This window comes from Streptomyces sp. NPDC001415 (genome assembly GCF_053597395.1).
The window spans coordinates 137,625-156,979 of record NZ_JBSFIE010000016.1 but is presented as its reverse complement, the minus strand read 5'-3'; the positions used below and the strand labels follow the sequence as shown (position 1 = coordinate 156,979).

Sequence of the window (19,355 nt, the reverse complement as noted above, 5' to 3'; positions counted from 1 at the left end):
ACGTCCGCCTTCTCCGTTGACGTCGCCGTCTCCGCCGACGTCCGCCTCGTCAGCCGGCGTCCGCCTCCGCCGCCACCGTCCGGGCCCAGCGGTAGTCCGCCTTGCCGCTGGGGGAGCGCTGGATGCTGGGGGCGATCACGAGCTGGCGCGGCACCTTGTAGCCCGCGAGGCGGGTGCGGCAGTGGGTCTGGATCGCTTCGAGCGTGGGCTCGGCCGCACCGTCGCGGACCTGCACCACCGCCGCCACATGGCTGCCCCACTTCGCGTCGGGCACCCCGGCCACCAGCGCGTCGTACACGTCCGGATGCGACTTGAGGGCCTGCTCGACCTCCTCCGGGTAGACCTTCTCGCCGCCCGTGTTGATGCACTGCGAGCCGCGCCCGAGGACCGTGACGATGCCGTCCTCGTCGACGGTCGCCATGTCGCCGAGCAGCACCCACCGCTCCGTGCCCTTCTGGAAGAAGGTCTCCGCGGTTTTCGCCGCGTCGTTGTAGTAGCCGAGCGGAACGTGCCCGCGCTGGGCGAGCCGCCCCGGTTCGCCGACCGCGACCGGCTCGTGCGTCACCGGATCCACCACCTGCGTACGCTCGTTGACCTCCAGGCGGAAGCCCCTCTCCGGGCCCGAGTCGTCGGTCGCCCGGCCGTTGGAACCGGACTCGGACGAGCCGAAGTTGTTCAGGATCAGTACGTTCGGGACGAGCGCCTGGAACTGGTCGCGCACCGTCTCCGACATGATCGCCCCCGATGAGGAGACGGTGAACAGGGAGGACAGGTCCGTGTCCTTGAGCGGGCCTCGCAGCGCGTCGACCAGGGGCCTCAGCATCGCGTCGCCCACCAGGGACACGCTGGTGACCTTCTCCTTCTCGATCGTGCGGAGCACCTCTTCGGGCACGTACTTGCGGTGGATGGCCACCTTCTGGCCGTAGTTGAAGGCGACGAACGACGTCAGCGTCGAGGTGCCGTGCATGAGGGGAGGGGCGGGGAAGAAGGTCAGTCCCTCGCCGCTCTTCGCGACCCGCTCCGCCAGTTCCTCGGGCCGCTTCACCGGCTCGCCCGCCGGCTCGCCACCGAACAACCCCGCGAAGAACAGGTCCTCCTGACGCCACATCACCCCCTTGGGCATGCCCGTGGTGCCGCCGGTGTAGATGATGAAAAGGTCGTCGGCGGAGCGCGGCCCGAAGCCCCGCTCGGGGGAGCCGGCGGCCTCGGCGTCGGTGAACGCGACCGCGGCGAGGCCCGGTGCGCCGTCCCGGACCGGGCCGACGCGGACCAGGTGCCGCAGCTTCTCCGTCCGCGGAAGCGCCCCAGCCACCCGCTCCGCGAACTCGGTGTCGAAGACCAGCGCCGCGAGGTCGGCGTCCCGGTAGAGGTAGACCAACTCCTCTTCCACGTAACGGTAGTTGACGTTGACCGGGACCAGGCGCGCCTTGAGAGCGGCGAGCACCGTCTGGAGGTACTCGACGCCGTTGTAGAGGTGCAGACCCAGGTGCTCACCGGGCCTGAGGCCCGCCTCGATCAGATGGTGCGCGAGCCGGTTCGCCGCCGCATCCAGCTGGCGGTACGTCAGCCTGCGCTCGGCGCCCGTTCCGGGATGGTCGATGTACACGAGTGCCTCGCGGTCCGGGACCACGTCGACGACGGACTCGAACAGGTCGGCAAGGTTGTACTCCACCATTCCTCCTGACACCGGCCCCGACTGACTCGGGGGTCATCAGAGCAAAGCCGTGCACAACTGGGAAGAGGTGCCGCAGAAGAAATCTGACTGACTGTCAGAAAACTATTGAACTGGCACCGCCCCTACTGCAACCTGTTCTAGGTCTTGAGACGGGAGGACGGCAATGGGCGGTACGGAACACCTCACCGTGCAGCGCGAGGGCGCCACACTGGTGCTCACCTTGAACCGGCCGGAGGCGAAGAACGCGCTCTCGCTGCCGCTGCTGGTGGGGCTGTACGACGGCTGGCTGGAGGCCGACGCGGACGACTCGATCCGCTCGGTCGTCCTCACCGGCGCGGGCGGCGACTTCTGCGCCGGCATGGACCTCAAGGCCCTCGCGGGCCAGGGCATGGAGGGCGACCAGTACCGGGACCGGCTCAAGGCCGACCCCGATCTGCACTGGAAGGCGATGCTGCGGCACCACCGGCCCCGCAAGCCCGTGATCGCGGCGGTCGAGGGGTACTGCGTGGCCGGCGGCACCGAGATCCTCCAGGGCACGGACATCCGGGTCGCCGGGGCCGGGGCGACGTTCGGGCTCTTCGAGGTGAAGCGCGGGCTCTTCCCCATCGGAGGCTCCACCGTCCGCCTCCAGCGGCAGATCCCGCGGACGCACGCGCTGGAGATGCTGCTCACGGGGCGGCCGTACGGGGCGGAGGAGGCGGCTCGGATCGGGCTGATCGGCCGGGTCGTGCCGGACGGCACGGCGCTGGACGTGGCGCTTTCGATCGCTGCGCAGATCAATGCCTGTGGGCCGTTGGCGGTCGAGGCGGTCAAGGCGTGTGTCTACGACACGGCGTCCATGAGTGAGGTGGACGGGCTTGCGGCTGAGCTGGAGCGGGGGTGGCCGATCTTCGCCACGGCCGATGCGAAGGAGGGGGCTCGGGCGTTTGCGGAGAAGCGGGCGCCGGTGTATCGGCGGACTTGAGTTTCCCCACCCCGCCCCTTCCCGCTGTGACACTCTGCGGCTCCGCCGCGTGGCCTCCGGCAGGTCAAGGGGGGAAGGGCGGGCTCCCGGGGCTCCGCCCCGGACCCCGGGCGGGGGCTGCGCCCCCTGCACCCCGCTTTCGGGGCTCTGCCCCGGACCCCGTTCGCGCCTTGAGGGCGCTCGTCCTCAAACGCCGGACGGGCTGAGAGTGGCTCAGGATCTCAAGCGCCGGACGGCCTGACAGTGGCTCAGGATCTCAAACGCCGGAAGGGCTGACAGTTGTCCAGGATCAAAGGAGTTCAGCCATGACAGGTTCTGCTGCGCCCGACGTGTTGCGCGCCCCCCTCGTCGTCGAGTTTCCCTTCACCCGCTCCCTCGGGCCCGTCCAGAGTGCCTTTCTCACCGGGCTGCGCGAGCGGATCGTGCTCGGGGTGCGGGGCGGGGACGGGCGCGTGCTCGTGCCGCCCGTCGAGTACGACCCCGTCACCGCCGAGGAGATCCGCGAGCTCGTCGAGGTCGCGCCCACCGGGACCGTCACCACCTGGGCCTGGAACCCGACCCCCCGCCGCGACCAGCCCCTCGACCGGCCCTTCGCCTGGGTGCTCGTGAAGCTGGACGGGGCCGACACCGCCCTGCTGCACGCTCTCGACGCCCCCGGGCCCGACTCTGTCCGTACCGGGATGCGGGTCCGGATCCGGTGGGCCGAGGAGCGTACCGGTGCCATCACCGACATCGCGTGCTTCGAACCGTACGGGGGTGAGGGGAGTCAGCAACTCCCGTCTCACAGTGGTGAGTTCGTCGATCTCGTCACCGGGATCGTCGCGCCCGCCCGGCTCGACTACACCTACAGTCCCGGCCGCGCCCAGTCCGCCTACATCAACGCGCTGTCCGACCGGAAGACCGTCGGCGAGCGCTGCCCGTCCTGCCGGAAGGTGTACGTCCCGCCGCGGGGCGCCTGCCCCACCTGCGGGGTGGCCACCGAGGAGCGGGTCGAGGTCGGGCCCGCCGGGACCGTCACCACGTACTGCATCGTCAACATCAAGGCGCGCAATCTTGATATCGAAGTGCCGTACGTCTACGCGCACATCGCGCTGGACGGAGCCGGGCTCGCGCTGCACGGGCGGATCGGCGGCATTCCGTACGACCAGGTGCGGATGGGGCTGCGGGTCGAGCCCGTGTGGAGCGAGGGCGGGCGCTATCCCGATCACTACCGGCCCACCGGTGAACCCGACGCGGACTACGAGACGTACAAGGAGCTGATCTGATGGCGCCCACCTCTCCCGTCCGGGACGTGGCGATCGTCGCGTTCGCGCAGAGCGACCATCGGCGGCGCACGGACGAGTCGTCCGAGGTCGAGCTGCTCATGCCGGTGCTGCACCAGGTGCTTGACGCGACCGGTCTCAAGACCAGCGACATCGGCTTCACCTGCTCCGGATCGAGCGACTATCTCGCCGGGCGCGCCTTCTCGTTCACCATGGCGCTCGACGGGGTCGGCGCCTGGCCGCCGATCTCCGAGTCCCACGTGGAGATGGACGGCGCCTGGGCGCTCTACGAGGCCTGGGTGAAGATCCTCACCGGGGAGGCCGACACCGCGCTCGTCTACGGGTACGGCAAGTCCTCGCCCGGCGAGGTGCGCGACGTACTGACCCGGCAACTCGACCCCTACTACGTGGCGCCGCTCTGGCCCGACTCGGTCTCCCTCGCCGCCCTCCAGGCCCAGGCCCTCATCGATGGGGGAGATACGGACGAGCCGGCGCTCGCCGCTGTCGCCGCCCGCAGTCGTGATGCCGCTTCCTCCAACTCCCATGCACAGGTAAGGGGTTCGCGGCCGCAGGGGGAGTATGTGGTGCGGCCGCTGCGGACCGGGGACTGCCCGCCCGTCGGGGACGGCGCGGCCGCCGTGATCCTCGCCGCGGGGGAGCGGGCTCGTGAGCTGTGTGCTCGGCCCGCCTGGATCCGGGGCATGGACCACCGCATCGAGGCGCACAGCCTCGGAGTGCGCGACCTCACCGACTCACCGTCCACACGGCTCGCCGCCGAACGGGCCGGAGTCTTCGAACGGCCCGTCGACACCGCCGAGTTGCACGCGCCCTTCACCTCGCAGGAGGTCGTCCTGCGCAAGGCGCTCCGGCTCGGCGACGGCGTCACCGTCAACCCGTCCGGGGGCGCGCTCGCCGCGAACCCCGTGATGGCCGCGGGTCTTGTCCGGCTCGGCGAGGCCGCCGCCCGGATCCACCGCGGCGAATCCGACCGGGCCCTCGCGCACGCCACGTCCGGCCCCTGCCTGCAGCAGAACTTGGTCGCCGTCCTGGAGGGGGAGTCATGAGCAAGGAACCCGTGGCCGTCGTCGGGATCGGCCAGACCAGGCACGTGGCCGCCCGGCACGACGTCTCGATCGCCGGACTCGTCCGCGAGGCCGCCCAACAGGCCCTGAATGACGCCGAGTTGAGCTGGTCCGACATCGACGCCGTCGTCATCGGCAAGGCGCCCGACTTCTTCGAGGGCGTGATGATGCCGGAGCTTTACCTCGCCGACGCGCTCGGCGCGGTGGGCAAGCCCATGCTGCGGGTGCACACGGCTGGCTCGGTCGGCGGATCGACCGCGCTCGTGGCCTCCAACCTGGTCGCCGCCCGCGTGCACACGACCGTGCTCACCCTCGCCTTCGAGAAGCAGTCCGAGTCCAACGCCATGTGGGGCCTGTCCCTGCCCGTGCCCTTCACCCAGCCGCTGCTCGCCGGGGCCGGCGGCTTCTTCGCGCCGCACGTACGGGCCTACATGCGGCGCACCGGCGCGCCCGACACGGTGGGATCCCTCGTCGCGTACAAGGACCGGCGCAACGCGCTGAAGAACCCGTACGCGCACCTCCACGAGCACGACATCACCCTGGAGAAGGTCCAGGCATCGCCCATGCTGTGGGACCCGATCCGCTACTCCGAGACCTGCCCGTCCTCCGACGGGGCCTGCGCGATGATCCTCACCGACCGTGCGGGCGCGGCCCGTTCGCCCCGTCCGGCGGCCTGGGTGCACGGCGGCGCGATGCGCAGCGAGCCCACCCTGTTCGCGGGCAAGGACTTCGTGTCGCCCCAGGCGGGCAAGGACTGCGCGGCCGACGTCTACCGGCAGGCAGGCATCGCCGACCCGCGCCGCGAGATCGACGCCGTCGAGATGTACGTGCCGTTCTCCTGGTACGAGCCGATGTGGCTGGAGAACCTGGGCTTCGCCGCCGAGGGCGAAGGCTGGAAGCTCACCGAGGCCGGCGTCACGGAACTCGACGGCGACCTGCCCGTCAACCCGTCGGGCGGCGTCCTGTCCACCAACCCCATCGGCGCCTCGGGCATGATCCGCTTCGCGGAGGCGGCCCTCCAGGTGCGCGGCCAGGCGGGCGAACACCAGGTGGAGGGGGCCCGCAAGGCGCTCGGCCACGCCTACGGCGGCGGCTCCCAGTTCTTCTCGATGTGGCTCGTCGGCGCCGAACCGCCCACCCGCTGAGAGCTGTACGCGACGGGCGGGCCTGGGTACTCCTTCCGTGGCCTGTCCGTCACAGCGGGCGATCGCTAGTCTGGCCCCGGACGACAGAACCGGGGAGGAGCACGGACGTGGACACCACCACCCAGCACACCTTGCAGGCCCTTGCGGGGCACACCCGTTCCGGCTGGGACAAGCCGGAGCTCGATCTCAGCAAGGCCGAGTGGCAGTCGAGCAGTCAGGGGGCGGGGGACGTCCAGATCGCCTTCGTCGAGGGCTTCATCGCGATGCGCAACAGCGGCAGCCCGGGCAGCCCGTCGCTGATCTTCAGCCCCGCCGAATGGCGGGCCTTCGTGATCAACGCCCGGGACGGGGAATTCGACCTCACCTAGGGGCCCTGCTCATCTGGAGGTTCTCCTGGCACGGAGATTCCGGACCCCGGTGATCCCGTAGCGGAGCGGTGCGCGCGGTCGATCGTCGTCCTTGGCGGGCGACGGCCGGCCGCGCGCACCCCTCACCCCTCGGCGGCCTGCTCGGGGAACAACTGGGCCCAGGGCCGCTGCCGGCCCTCGCTGACGGCGGCGATGCCCGCCTCGCCGTACCGGGCGGTCTCCCGGGACCAGGCCAGATTGCCGCTCATCAGGGCGCGCATGCCGTCGACGTAGTCGTTCACCTGAGCCCGCGCCCGCTCGGGCAGGGCGGTCTTGTCGAGCCGGGCGTCGAGCTCGGCGGTCAGGTCCTGGAAGCGGGCGATGCGCGCGTTGGCCGTCGCGGCCACCCGGCGCACCGCCTGGTCCACGGTGCACATCTCCTGCCGGAGCAGAATGATGACGCTGTTGTTGACGTCCCCCGCGGCCAACTCCTTGTCCACGGACACCATGTCGTTGACGAAGATCACCACATCGGCCGTGATCTCCCGCATCTCGGCCAGCGGCTCCCCCTCGTGTATTTCCCTGGGCAGCGTGTAGCCGCCGCAGCGCTCCACCAGGTCCAAGCAGGGCTGCACGCCTATGGAGTCCCGTCGGCCACGCAGGAATCCTGGCAGCGAGAGCGTGCCGTTGCGCATCCGGTTGAGGGCCTCCCAGTGGTAGGCCGTCAGATACTCCCGCCAGTGGGCGCGGAAGCGGTCCTGCCACAGCAAGGGGGTGCCGGCGGTAACCCGCTGCCACAGATCGCGGAAGCTTTCGGCCAGCCGGTTCGACGCCTCGCCCGGCACCGGCAGCTCGTCGCCCATGGTGCGGAGCACCGTGTCGATCTGGCGCAGCACCACGTCGGGACGCTTCCCGAGCGGCCCGTCGAACTGGTCGTCGAAGACGAAGAACCAGGCATTGAGGTCGGTGGCCAGAGCGAGATGCGCGTCCGAGGCATCCGGATAGAAGTACGCCATCAGGCGTTCAAGACCCATCGCGTCGTACTCGGCCGTCGCCTGCTCGCCCGCCAGCATGCCGAACTGGTGCAGCCAGTCCAGCGTGTGCTTCCGGGCGAGGTCGTGCCGGGGATGGCGGCGAGGAGGGAAAGGGATGTCGACGAGACCGGTCCGTGTCCGGGCCGACCGGACTCTGCCAGTACTGCCCATGCGGCACCGCCTCCTTAGTGCTCCGTACGTCGTTCAATCATTAACGCGGCAAAGGCCGGGGAGAAGTCGCATCACGCCGGAGCCCGTCAGCGCACAGGGGGCGTGCAGGACGGCACTTGGCGCCCCGCATTGACAGTCCGATCCCAACCGTCCATGGATTGAGCCAACTTAAAGGCGGAACGAGGAGACGGAAGTCGGTTATTCATGTCACGGTACGTGTCCGGGGCGTAGGCTCGGTGCTACTGCCAGAAGGGGACCGCTGTGGCGGAGATGAGGGGCCGGGGCGGAGTTCCGCGCCGGATGCTTTTCGAGCGCGACGAAGAACTGCTGCTGTTCGACGGCATGTTGAACGACCTGTGCGGCCGCGCGGGCGAAGGGAGCGCGCCCAACGGCGGCCTGCTCGCCATCGCCGGAACGGCCGGCCTGGGCAAGACCACACTGGTGGCTGAAGTGCGCCGCAAAGCCACGGCCCGCGGCTGCACCCTGCTGGCCGCCCGCGGCAGCGAGCAGGAAGAAGGCGTGGCCTTCCACGTCGTACGCCAGCTCGTGCAGCCGGTGCTCGCCGCGTCCAGTGAGGACGAGCACCGCAAGATACTGGGGAGTTGGTACGACATCGTCGCGCCCGCGGTCGGCCTGGTCGCGGGACAGAGCGGCGTCGCACCCGACCCGCAGGGCGTCCGGGACGGCCTGGACTGGCTCGTCACCCGCTTCGCCGTCCAGTACTCGCCGGTCGTGCTGGTGGTGGACGACGCGCACTGGGCGGACGAGGAGACGCTGGCCTGGCTGACCTCGTTCGCGCTGCGCGCCAGCGACCTGCCGCTCCTGATCGTCGTCGCCTACCGGCCCGAAGAACTGCCGCGCCACGCCGCCGAGTTCCGCCGGCTCGCCATGCGGCACGGCTCGCGCCCGCTGGACCTCACGCCGTTCACCCCGGCAGCCGTCGGCGACCTGCTGCGCGACGTGCTCGGCGAGGGCGGCGACGAACTGTTCGCGCGCGAGTGCTGGGCCCTGACCGCGGGCAACCCCTACGAAGCCGTCGAACTCGTCGCGAGGATCCGCGACCGCGGCATCAAACCGCAGTACGCCAACGCCACCGAACTGCGCGAGTTGGCCTCCGCCGTACGCGGCAGCGGCCTCATCGAGCGCCTCGAACGGCTCGGCCCGTCCGCGGTGCGGCTCACCTGGGCCGTCGCCGTGCTCGGCACCGAGGCCGACCGCGAAATGGCGGCAGGGGTCGCCGGAGTCGGCGCCGAGGAACTGGCCGACGCCGTCGACAAGCTGCGCGAGGCCCGCATCCTCGCCGCCCCGCAGGACGGCCCCAGCCGGCTCGACTTCTTCCACCCGCTCGTCGGCACCGCCGTCTACCGGGCCATCCCGGCGGCCATGCGCGTCGCGATGCACGGGCAGGCCGCCTTCGCCGTCAGCGAGGCCGGACTCGGCCCGACCGCCGCGGCCCGCCACATCCTGGAGATGCACCCCGAGAACGACCGGTGGGCGGTGCGGCAACTGCGCGCCGCCGCCCGCGACTACCTGCGGGCCGGCGCACCCGACGCGGCGAGGCGCTGCCTGGCCCGCGCCCTGCGCGAACCGCCCGCCCTGGAAGAACGCGCCGAGGTCCTCTTCGAGCTGGGCTGCTCGGCCCTGCTGAACGAGCCGGCCACCACCGTCAACCACCTCAAGGCGGCCCTCGAAGAGCCCGAACTCGCCCCGGAACTGCGCGAAGCCGTCACCTACCGGCTCGCCCAGGCACTCGCGCACACCGACCGCATGGCCGAGGCCGCCGCGATCGTGGCCGCCGAGGCCAAGCACTCCACCAGCGCCCGCACCCGGCTGCGCATGCAGGCCGAGACCTTCCAGTGGAACGCCTTCCGCGCCGACGAGGAGGACTCGCCGACCCGCTCACGCAGCCTGGCCAAGCTCGCCGAGCACCTCACCGGACGCGGCAAGGCCGAGCGCTACATCCTGGGCCTGCGCGCCTGGGACGCGATGGTGCGCGGCGAGCCCGCCGAGACCGCCCTGCGCTACGCCGAGGAGGCCCTGGAGGGCGGCCTGCCCTGGACCGACGACAACTGGGGCTTCGAGGTCCCGGTCCTGGTCGCGCTCACCTTCATGTACTGCGACCAGCCCGGCCGCGCCGACGAACTGTTCAACCAGGGCATCGCCGACTGCGAACGCAAGGGCTGGCGCGGCGCCCACCTGTCCTTCGGCCTGACGCTGCTCGGCTACATCAAGTTCCACCGCGGCCGCCTCGCCGAGGCCGAGGACCTGGTGCACAGCGGACTGCGCATCGCCGACCGGGTCGGCCAGCAGGTCCCCGCCCAGTGGTTCGCGCTCGGCATCCTCATCGAGATCCTGATCGCCCGCGGCCGCATCCAGGAGGCTCAGGAACTCTCCGACACCTACAACTACGGCCAGGTCGTCCCCAACGCCGTCGTCTACCCCGACTCCGAGACCGTCTACAGCGAGCTCCTGATCGCCCGGGGGCTGCGCACCGACGCCGAGGAACGGTTGCGGGCGGTCGGCCGCAGGCTCGAACCACGCGGCATGCGCAACCCCATGTGGTGCCAGTGGCGGCCGCTCCTGGCCCAGACGATCGCCCACACCGATCCCGGCGAGGCCGCCGCCGTCGCGCAGGAGGCGGTGGAGATCGCGCGCCGCTTCGGCACCCCCGGCGCCATCGGCCGCGCCCTGCACGCGGCCGCCAAGGTGGCCTCCGGAGCCGACAGCCTGGCCATGATGGCCGAGGCCGTCCGCCAACTGGAGAAGTCCCCGGCCGCTTACGAGCTGGCCCAGGCCCTGGTCGACCACGGCGCGATGCTCAGTCGCGCCGGGCTGCCCCAGGACGCCGCCGACCTGCTCATGCGCGGCCTGGAGAGCGCCGCGCTCTGCGGTGCCGACGCCCTGGCGGCGCGGGCCCGCGAGGAACTCGCCGCCTCCGGGCTCCGCCCGCTCCAGCTGCGCGCCATCGACTCCGACTCGCTCACTTCGCAGGAGAAGGCGGTGGCCGAGCGGGCGGCGCAGGGCTGGGAGAACCGGCGGATCGCGGAAGAGCTGGGCACCAAGGAGCGCACGGTGGAGCTCCTGCTCTCCGGCGCCTTCCGCAAGCTCGGCACCGACCGCAGCGGCCTGTCCGGGCTGCTGCCCCACCAGAGCCGAGGCACCGGCATCCGAGGAGTGCCACCCGGTCGCTGAGGAGGCCACCCCCGGACGGCCCCGGCCCCCGAGCCACTCGTAGGCAGGGGAGCCGGGGCCGCGCCGTGCGGCGGGCCCGTACGGGCCCGCCGACCCGCCCAGGGCCCCGGGCCCGGCTCCGCCGGACCGCCCCGGGCACGTACCATTGACGGCATGTCCTTCCTCCGCCGCCGCAGCGCCGCCACTCCCGCGGGCCCGGACTTCGATGTCTTGGCCATGGACCCGGGAGACTGGCCCGGCAACCTGGGCGCCGGCCTGCTGCCCGCCCCCGACGGCAGCTGCCAGGGTGTCTTCCTGCGCTACGACCTGTTCGGCGGGCGCGGCCCCGCGATGATCATCGGCAATCTGCCGGAGGGCTCCCCGGCCCGCGAGATGGCCGAGGGACAGGTCCCCTTCGAGGTCGCCCAGCTGCTCGTGGCGCTGGAGAACGACGAGCCCATCGAGGTCGTCAGCACCGAGGACATGCCCGTCATGCAGGGCGACAACCTCCTCATCGTGCGCCGCCTCAAGCTCTCCGAAAGCCGCATCTCCTGCGTGCAGTTCGACCGCAGCGACAACGTCCTCGTCACCATCGCCAGCTGGGACCGGCCGATCACCGACGACCTGTACGCCCTTCTGAAGCCGCTGCCCGCGGAGCTCTTCCAGCAGAGCTGAGAGCCTGAGCGACACCCCGGCGTTTCGCCCCACAGCCCGGCACCTTCCGTCCAAGGCGCCGGGCTGCCGCATGTCCCCGGCCGTGAACCGGTCCTGCGCCACCGCCTGTTGACCGGGCCGCGACACCAGCAGGTCAGGCGCCCCGCCAGAGGTCTGGGCCGCTGATACAAGTCATGGCACCCCAGGGGCACTTGACGAGCCGTCATCCGGGGTCACACAGTGTCCGCGCGTGCCCACGCGCCGTACGGCGAGAGAGCCCAGGCACCTCCCGGCAGGAAGGGTTGTCCATGACGTCCAAGCAGAGGATCCGACTCGCGCTCGCGACCGCGACGGCCGGCGCCCTTGGCCTCGCCCTGGCCCCCGCCTCCCCGGCGAGCGCGGCCGCGGGCGGCACCGAATGCCCCCGCGTCCTGAAGTGCGACTGGGTTCCGGCGGCCTACCAGCAGACCGGCGACCCGGCCAACAAGGAGGCGTACGGCAACTACGACCTCTCCGACCGGCCGGACACCAACAAGATCAAGTACATCGTCCTGCACGACACCGAGGAAAGCTTCGCCACCACCCTGAAGATCTTCCAGGACCCGAAGCGGGCCGCCTCCGCCCACTACGTCGTGCGCTCCGGCGACGGCCACGTCACCCAGATGGTGAAGACCAAGGACGTCGCCTGGCAGGCCGGCAACTGGTACATCAACTCCGAGTCCATCGGCATCGAGCAGGAGGGCTACGCCACCGAGGGCGCCACCTGGTTCACCCCCGAGATGTACCGCTCGACGGCGGCCCTGGTGCGCTACCTCGCCGCCAAGTACGACATCCCGCTGGACCGCCAGCACATCCTCGGCCACGACAACGTGCCGCCCACCACCCAGTCCGGCACCGCGGCCATGCACTGGGACCCGGGCCCGTACTGGGACTGGAACCACTTCATGACCCTGCTCGGCAGACCCACCGAGCCCACCGGCCGCCCCGGCAGCCAACTGATCACCATCAACCCGCAGTTCAAGCGGAACCTCCAGGCCGTCCGCGACTGCGAGAAGAACATCGACCTGCCCGTGCAGCCCTCCAGCGCGGTCCCGCTGCACACCGAACCCTCCACCGACGCCCCGCTGTTCGCCGACCCCGGGCTCCACCCGCCCGGCCAGCCCGGCACCAACTGCGCGAACGACTGGGGGAGCAAGATCAGCGCCACCCAGCAGGCCGTGGTCGCCGACCGCAAGCCCGGCTGGACCGCGATCTGGTGGTACGGACAGAAGGCCTGGTTCCAGAGCCCCGAGCACACCCGCACCACCACCCCGACCGCCGGCTACGTCGTACGCCCCAAGCCGGGCCTGACCGATGTGCCGGTCTACGGAACCGCCTACCCGGTCGCGAGCGACTACCCGGCGGACTTCAAGGCGCCGCGCGTGAGCGTCCCGCTCGGCTACACCATCAAGGCCGGCCAGTCCTACCCCGGCGGCGAACCGACGCAGGCGGGCTATTACTACGCCCCCACCATCGACTCGTCGTTCCCCTACGACCACACGTTCTTCCCCGGCAGCACCCGCTTCGTGACGGTGCAGATCGGCCACCGGCTCGCCTTCGTGAAGGCCTCGGACGTGGACGTCGTCCGGGTGAGCTAGGGCCTGTCCGGCGGATCTGGTTGGCCCCGGCTCGGAGGCTCGGAGTAAGGCTTCGGCGCTGGTGAGCGGGGGTCAGCTGGGCGTGCACTCGTGATGAATGCACCCAGGGGGCCACGACAGCGCGCTGCGCGCCCAGTGTGTCGGCACCGGACGCGCAGCACGCTTCCCCCTCTGCCCGACGGTCAGCGCGTGCCGACCGCCGCCCGCACGGCCCGCCGCGCCAGCGCGCAGTCGTCGTGCAGCCTGCGCAGCAGCAGCCGCTGCTGCTCCCCGGCGGACACCACACCCGGCGGGGGGTTCTGTGCCGGGCTCGTCGGCGCCGCGTCCCGCATGGTGCGCTGCACCGCCGTCTCGTACGTCCTGATCTCGCGGGTCAGTACGAGCATCAGGTTCACCAGGAAGGCGTCCCGCGAGGCCGGGCCCGCCGCCTGGGCCGCCTGGCTGATCCGGCGCCGCTCCATCGGCGCGTCGCCGAGTACCGACCAGAGCGTCGCCAGGTCGTACCCGGGCAGGTACCAGCCCGCGTGCTCCCAGTCGACCAGGACCGGACCGGCTGGTGACAGCAGGATGTTGGAGAGCAGCGCGTCGCCGTGCGAGAACTGCCAGTCGACCCGGCCCGACAGGGCCAGACCGTGCACCAGTTTCTGAAGGTCACTCAGATCCCGGTCGGTGAACAGTCCCAGCTCGTGGTAGCGGGCGATCCTCGGTGCGTAGTCCAGCGGCCTGCCGAACATCTCGGCGGGCGGCCGCCAGGCGTTGATGCGCCCGATCGCGCCGAGGGCGGCCCGGACATCGGCACGCGGCGGAGCCTCGACCGGGTGTCGCGTCAGGGCCGCCACCCGGCCCGGCATCCGCTCGATCACCAGGGTGCAGTTGTCGGGATCGGCGGCGATCAGCCGCGGCACCCGCACCGGTGGCCGGTGCCGGACGAAGGCGCGATAGGCAGCTATTTCGTGCCGGAACCGCTCGGCCCAGGCGGGGGAGTGGTCCAGTAAACACTTGGCGACGACCGCGGTGCGCCCTGTCGTGCCGACGATCAGCACCGAGCGTCCGCTGTGCCGAAGCACCTGCACCGGATTGAACTCCGGACAAATGCGCTGCACCGAGGAGATCGCGATGCGCAGCTGCGCGCCCTGGGGGCCGGACAAGTCGATTCTCCCGCTGAGCGGCTGCGCGCCCGTCCCGGGGCGGCGAGGCATCCGGCCCGCGCCGTAGGCCGACCCGGCGTGGGTGGGGTCGAGGTACGGTCCGCCACCCGCCCCCAGTGGACGGTGCGGCCGGGGCGGCGCGGACACGGAGGACGATGCTGTGTACATGGGGTGACAGATCCCTTCGTGTGCCGACAAGTTGCGTGCGCTACCCGTCCCGGTGGCCGAGCCGCACCCTGGGGAATGGGGTCCGGCCCCCGGGTCGGGGTGGCGCTCTCTTACCTGACACCCGGCCGCGGGTGGCACACCATCTGGCGTGCCCTGGCGAACCCTGGCGAATACTCGCGCCGCATCTGACAGGGGGATTACTGTCAACTCAGCCGAGAACCTGGGGGCTTGACGTGAGCGGACAACCCAACACCCGCCTGAACGACCTGTTCGGCCTCGCCGGCTGGTCCAAGGGTGAACTCGCGAGAATGGTGAACCGGCAGGCGGCGGCCATGGGCCACCCCCAACTGGCCACGGACACCTCGCGGGTGCGGCGTTGGATCGACATGGGGGAGACCCCGCGCGATCCGGTGCCCAGGGTGCTGGCGGCGCTGTTCACCGAGCGGCTCGGCCGTGTCGTGACCATCGAGGACCTCGGGTTCGACCGGCACGGGCGCGCTGGAAAGCGGAACGACGTCAGGAACAAGAAGAATCCGGACGGCCTTCCGTGGGCGCCCGAACGGACGGCGGCGGTCCTCACCGAATTCACGGGAATGGACCTCATGCTCAACCGACGCGGTCTGGTGGGCGCGGGCGCCGCGCTCGCCACTGGCTCCGTACTCAGCAGCGCCATGCACGACTGGCTGCACACCGACCCCGTACTCTCGGCCGACGCCCCCCGCCTCGACGACCCCCTGCACGCGGATCCCGCCGGGTTCGACCGCTACGAGGCCGCCCCCATCGGATCGCAGGAGATCGACGCCCTGGAGCGTTCGGTCGAAGTGTTCCGTGCCTGGGACGCCTCGCGCGGCGGCGGGCTCCAGCGCAAAGCGGTGGTGGGCCAGCTCAACGAGGTGGGCGGCATGCTCGCCTACCGCCACCCCGACCATCTCCAGCGGCGCCTGTGGGGCGTCGCCGCCAACCTGGCCGTCCTCGCGGGCTGGATGTCCCACGACATCGGCCTGGAACCCACCGCGCAGAAGTACTTCGTGATCGCCGCGCACGCGGCCCGCGAGGGCGGCGACCGCCCGCGGGCCGGCGAGGCCCTCTCGCGGGCCGCCCGCCAGATGGTCCACCTGGGCCGTCCCGGCGAAGCCCTCGACCTCATGAAGCTCGCCAAGTCCGGTTCGGGCGAGGAGACCCTGCCGCGCACCCGGGCGATGCTGCACACCATCGAGGCGTGGGCCCAGGCGTCCCTGGGGCGCGGCCAGGCGATGCGCCGCACCCTCGGCGAGGCTGAGGAGCTCTTCGTCTCGGACAAGGGCGACGTGCCGCCGCCCAGTTGGATGCAGATGTTCGACGAGGCGGATCTGCACGGCATGGAGGCCCTGGCCTTCCGTACGCTCGCCGAGCACGATCCGGCGGCGGCGACCATCGCGCAGCACCACGCCAAGCAGGCGCTTGAGCTGCGGGTGGGTGGCCGTCAGCGCTCGAAGATCTTCGACTACATCTCGCTGGCATCGGCCTGCTTCATCGCCGACGACCCGGAACAGGCGGACCGTTATGCCCGTCTGGCGCTGGTGTCGATGGGGGAGACCTCCTCGCACCGCACCTGGGACCGGCTGCGCGAGATGTACCGGCTCACCGGTCAGTACGCGGGCTACGCCAAGATCCAGGATCTGCGGGAGGAGATCGAGCTGGCGCTGCCCCAGGCGCCGTCGAAGCGGAGCCGGATCGCGGACATCTAGAAGGGGGTTGTACGCCGGACACGTACAACCCCCGGGCCCCCCTCGGGCCGTATCTCCGCCGCCTGTGCGTCAGGACCCGATGCGGGCCACCAGCACACAGGCGTCGTCCTCGCGCTCGTGCTCGCCGAACTCCTCGACGATCATCCGCACGCAGTCCTGGGCTGTGCGGCCGCCGTCGAAGAGCGGGGCGAGTTCGAGCAGCCGGCGCTGGTCCCCGGCCTCGGACGCGCCCCGCCGGGTCAGCCCGTCGGTGCCCAGAACGAGCAGGTCGCCCGCGCGGAGCGTGACCTCGGCCTGGCCGTAGGACGCCCCGTGGGTGGCGCCGAGCAGCACCCCCTCCGGTGCGCCGAGCGCCCGCCCCGTCCCGTCGCGGAAGAGCAGCGGGGCGGGGTGGCCCGCCTGGGACCAGGTGAGCCTGCGCCCGGCCGGCTCGTAACGACAGCAGACCGCGCTGCCCAGGGCGGGCTGCACGGTCGTCTCCAGAAGCTGGTTGAGGTGGCCCATCAAAGAGCCCGGGGCGATGCCCGCGACGGCCATCCCGCGCAGCGCGCCGAGCAGCATCGCCATGGCGCCGGTCGCCGTCACCCCGTGGCCCGTGAGGTCGCCGACGGTCAGTAAAGAGGCCCCGTCGGGGAGTTCGAGCGCGTCGTACCAGTCGCCGCCGATGAGGGCGCTGGAGGAGGACGGCAGATAGTGCGCGGCGACGTCGAGCGCGCCGGGTCCGCCCTGCGGGAGCCGCAGGGAGCCGCGCCACGGTGGCAGTACGGCCTCCTGCAACTCGACCGCGAGCCGGTGCTCGGTCTGGGCGATGTGGCGTTGGCGCTGCACGCAGTCGCGGCTCTCCCGCACGGCTCGCTGACTGCGCCGCAGCTCGCTCACGTCGCGCAGGACGGCCCACATCGAAGCGGTGCAGCCGTCGGCGTCGAGTACCGGTTCGCCCATCATGTGGAGCGTACGGACCCGGCCGTCGGTCCGTACGATCCGGAACTCCCCGTCGATCGGCCTGCCGTCGACCAGGGCTCCCGTGACCATCGAGGTGAGCAGGGCCTGGTCGTCGGCGAACACCATGGTGGGCAGTTCGTCGAGGGACATGCCGCCGCTCTCGGGGGGGCGTCCGAAGATCTGGAAGAGCTCCTCGGACCAGCTCACGGCGTCGGTGAGCAGGTTCCATTCGGCGCTGCCGACGCGGCTGAGCAGGGAGCCTGCGCCGGGATCGTCGCTGAAGGCGCTCTCGACGGCGAGCGCCGCCGCGTCCTCCTCCTCGGCGCTCAGACCCTCGCGCAGCTGGTCCAAGTGCGAGCCCAGATCGTCGAGTTGATGGACCGCCAGATCGCACAGGGCGCGCTGCCAGCGGCCCTGCGCGTCGTCGTCGTCCACGAGTGCGTCGCGGCGCACCGCGTCCACGCCTCCGCGCAGTCGGCGGGTCTGCGTGATCAGCGCGTCGACCGTGCCCCGCTCGGGCGGTTGTGGAGCGGGACGGTCCGCAAACAGATGGGACGGCATGACGTTCTCCGATGCGGCCGCGGTAGAGCCTGGTCTGGTGAGGTGGACCGGTAACGACTGTTGCACAGGGAGCGATGCCCCGTAAGGGATTTGGCAACACTCGATACGGTGGTGCTTGTGGCATATGCCAAAGGCGAGCGGTTTCGCCTGTCGTGAGCGGGTGGAGGCGTGCGGCATATGCGGCTCGGCCGATCACCGGCCTCCTCGTGCACCGGCCGGACCCGCGGAACCCGGCAGGGCTTTCTCGTGTCCTTAGAGGGGCCGGTCCTTGGACCGGCGGAGGCGGCAGGCACCCGGACCCGACCCCGTGGCAAGTCCACGACAAGAGTCCACTACGGTCCCTGTGAGTACACCGGCCCGCGCACGTCGCGGGCCTCACGGGAGGAAGAGCATGAAGATCGACTGGGACCGGCGCACCTGTGCGCGCCGCGGCCATGTGACGTACGCGCCGCAGGAGGACGTGCTGCGCGCCCGGTTGCGGGCCGACACCGGTCTCGGCGAGGCCTGGCGCTGTCTGCGCTGCGGGGACTTCGCCCTGGGCGCGCCGCACGGTTCCGGACCGGCCGACGAGGCGCCGCTGGTGCCGCGCGGCAAGGTCCTGCGCGATCTGTTCATCCTGCGCTTCCTGGCCGTCGAGCGGGCCGTGCGCGGCGTGTTCATCGTGCTCGTGGCGCTCGCGGTGTGGAAGTTCAGCAACAGTCAGGACTCGGTGCGCCGGTTCTTCGACGAGTACCTCGACGTGTTCCGGCCGGTCTTCCGCCACTTCCACTACGACCTCGACCACTCGCCGGTCGTCGGCACCATCCAGAAGACCTTCGACTACAAGCACTCCACCCTGGTGATCGTCGCGGTGGCGCTGCTCGTGTACGCGCTGATCGAGATCGTCGAGGGCGTCGGCCTGTGGCGCGCCAAGCGGTGGGCCGAGTACCTCACCGTCGTCGCCACGGCGATGTTCCTGCCCCTTGAGATCTACGAGCTCACCGAGAAGGTCAGCTGGGTGAAGATCGCCACTCTGACGGTCAACATCCTCGCGGTCCTCTACATCCTGCTCGCCAAGCGCCTGTTCGGCCTGCGGGGCGGGCTCGCCGCGTTCGAGGCGGAGCGCCACAGCGCCTCGCTCATCGAGGTCGAGACGTCGGCGGGCGTCGCGGCGCACGCCTGAGGCGTACTGATCTCTTGTCCGGTACAGATACAGACAGCGTGCGGCAGGTCCGCCGCACCGAGCTTCCCTGGGGGATGACAACCATGAACGAACCGCACTCCACGCCCGCTTCGAAGACCGGCCGGGGGCCGCTGCGCCGCGCCGCCGTGCTGCTCGCCCTGCTGCTGGGCGCCGCCCTGGTGGCGGGACCGGTGACGGCCGAGGCCGCACCCCGGACCGCTGTCGTGGCCTCGACGGCCCAACAGGCCACCTCCGTACGGGACTTGGCGCAGCCGGTCGAGGCGGCGGGGCAGTCCGGCCGGCACGCCGTCGCGGGCAAGTCGAGCGTCCTCGCCTCGAAGAAAGCCACGAAGTCCAAGAAGTCCAAGAAGAAGAAGAGCTTCTTCAAGAAGCTCGGGATCTTCCTGCTGATCCTGGTGATCCTCTTCATCGCGTTCGTCGTGTTCGTGATCTGGTTCATCGTGAGCCGGCTGCGCAGGCGCCGCGACCGGCACTGACCTCAGAG

At 71.1% G+C, this 19,355-nt stretch carries 15 protein-coding genes; 11 read left to right on the top strand and 4 right to left on the bottom strand.

Annotated features, from left to right (window positions below):
- Positions 1-49: 49 nt before the first annotated feature.
- On the bottom strand, positions 50-1,672 hold the full coding sequence (locus tag ACWC2B_RS22425; protein ID WP_450719208.1) for an acyl-CoA synthetase: 1,623 nt from the start codon (positions 1,670-1,672) through the stop codon (positions 50-52).
- 166 nt (positions 1,673-1,838) lie between these two features.
- On the opposite strand from ACWC2B_RS22425, the gene ACWC2B_RS22420 reads away from it, so the two are divergent.
- The 5 genes from ACWC2B_RS22420 to ACWC2B_RS22400 all read left to right on the top strand — a co-directional run bounded on the left by ACWC2B_RS22420 (position 1,839) and on the right by ACWC2B_RS22400 (position 6,496).
- Positions 1,839-2,639, top strand: a complete 801-nt coding sequence (locus tag ACWC2B_RS22420; RefSeq protein WP_450719206.1) for a crotonase/enoyl-CoA hydratase family protein — start codon at positions 1,839-1,841, stop codon at positions 2,637-2,639.
- 305 nt (positions 2,640-2,944) lie between these two features.
- Positions 2,945-3,904, top strand: coding sequence for a Zn-ribbon domain-containing OB-fold protein (locus ACWC2B_RS22415; protein ID WP_450719204.1), 960 nt, complete (start codon positions 2,945-2,947; stop codon positions 3,902-3,904).
- Positions 3,904-4,965 (top strand): thiolase domain-containing protein, encoded by a 1,062-nt coding sequence (locus tag ACWC2B_RS22410; protein WP_450719202.1) that lies wholly within the window; start codon positions 3,904-3,906, stop codon positions 4,963-4,965. The genes ACWC2B_RS22415 and ACWC2B_RS22410 overlap by 1 nt, the downstream gene beginning before the upstream one ends.
- Positions 4,962-6,128: a thiolase domain-containing protein gene (locus ACWC2B_RS22405; RefSeq protein ID WP_450719200.1), complete on the top strand. Its 1,167-nt coding sequence runs from the start codon at positions 4,962-4,964 to the stop codon at positions 6,126-6,128. The genes ACWC2B_RS22410 and ACWC2B_RS22405 overlap by 4 nt, the downstream gene beginning before the upstream one ends.
- Before the next feature lie 131 nt (positions 6,129-6,259).
- Positions 6,260-6,496 (top strand): DUF397 domain-containing protein, encoded by a 237-nt coding sequence (locus ACWC2B_RS22400; RefSeq protein WP_053726879.1) that lies wholly within the window; start codon positions 6,260-6,262, stop codon positions 6,494-6,496.
- 122 nt (positions 6,497-6,618) lie between these two features.
- Here ACWC2B_RS22400 and ACWC2B_RS22395 read toward each other — a convergent pair whose 3' ends face one another.
- A complete protein-coding gene (locus tag ACWC2B_RS22395; protein ID WP_450719198.1) occupies positions 6,619-7,680 on the bottom strand; it encodes an isoafricanol synthase in 1,062 nt (353 codons plus the stop codon).
- A gap of 270 nt (positions 7,681-7,950) precedes the next feature.
- Between ACWC2B_RS22395 and ACWC2B_RS22390 the strand changes: the two genes are divergently transcribed.
- The 3 genes from ACWC2B_RS22390 to ACWC2B_RS22380 all read left to right on the top strand — a co-directional run bounded on the left by ACWC2B_RS22390 (position 7,951) and on the right by ACWC2B_RS22380 (position 13,142).
- A complete protein-coding gene (locus tag ACWC2B_RS22390; protein ID WP_450719262.1) occupies positions 7,951-10,872 on the top strand; it encodes an ATP-binding protein in 2,922 nt (973 codons plus the stop codon).
- Positions 10,873-11,025: 153 nt separating this feature from the next.
- Complete coding sequence (locus ACWC2B_RS22385) at positions 11,026-11,526, top strand: hypothetical protein (protein WP_450719196.1); 501 nt, start codon at positions 11,026-11,028, stop codon at positions 11,524-11,526.
- Positions 11,527-11,813: 287 nt separating this feature from the next.
- Positions 11,814-13,142 carry an N-acetylmuramoyl-L-alanine amidase gene (locus tag ACWC2B_RS22380; protein WP_450719194.1) on the top strand — a complete coding sequence of 443 codons (1,329 nt, stop codon included), beginning with the start codon at positions 11,814-11,816 and terminating at the stop codon, positions 13,140-13,142.
- A 182-nt stretch (positions 13,143-13,324) separates the two neighbouring features.
- Here the strand turns inward: ACWC2B_RS22380 and ACWC2B_RS22375 are convergent, their stop codons facing one another.
- Entirely contained in the window at positions 13,325-14,458 is a 1,134-nt protein-coding gene (locus tag ACWC2B_RS22375) for an aminoglycoside phosphotransferase family protein (protein WP_450719192.1), read from the bottom strand.
- Between the two features lie 233 nt (positions 14,459-14,691).
- On the opposite strand from ACWC2B_RS22375, the gene ACWC2B_RS22370 reads away from it, so the two are divergent.
- The gene (locus ACWC2B_RS22370) at positions 14,692-16,185 is read left to right on the top strand and encodes a DNA-binding protein NsdB (RefSeq protein ID WP_450719190.1); all 1,494 of its coding nucleotides are present in this window, start codon (positions 14,692-14,694) and stop codon (positions 16,183-16,185) included.
- Between the two features lie 69 nt (positions 16,186-16,254).
- Here the strand turns inward: ACWC2B_RS22370 and ACWC2B_RS22365 are convergent, their stop codons facing one another.
- Entirely contained in the window at positions 16,255-17,688 is a 1,434-nt protein-coding gene (locus ACWC2B_RS22365) for a PP2C family protein-serine/threonine phosphatase (RefSeq protein WP_450719188.1), read from the bottom strand.
- A gap of 391 nt (positions 17,689-18,079) precedes the next feature.
- On the opposite strand from ACWC2B_RS22365, the gene ACWC2B_RS22360 reads away from it, so the two are divergent.
- Together ACWC2B_RS22360 and ACWC2B_RS22355 are read left to right on the top strand one after the other, a co-directional pair.
- Positions 18,080-18,850, top strand: coding sequence for a DUF2127 domain-containing protein (locus ACWC2B_RS22360; RefSeq protein ID WP_450719186.1), 771 nt, complete (start codon positions 18,080-18,082; stop codon positions 18,848-18,850).
- Positions 18,851-18,933: 83 nt separating this feature from the next.
- Positions 18,934-19,347, top strand: a complete 414-nt coding sequence (locus ACWC2B_RS22355; protein ID WP_450719184.1) for a hypothetical protein — start codon at positions 18,934-18,936, stop codon at positions 19,345-19,347.
- The last annotated feature ends 8 nt before the right edge of the window (positions 19,348-19,355 follow it).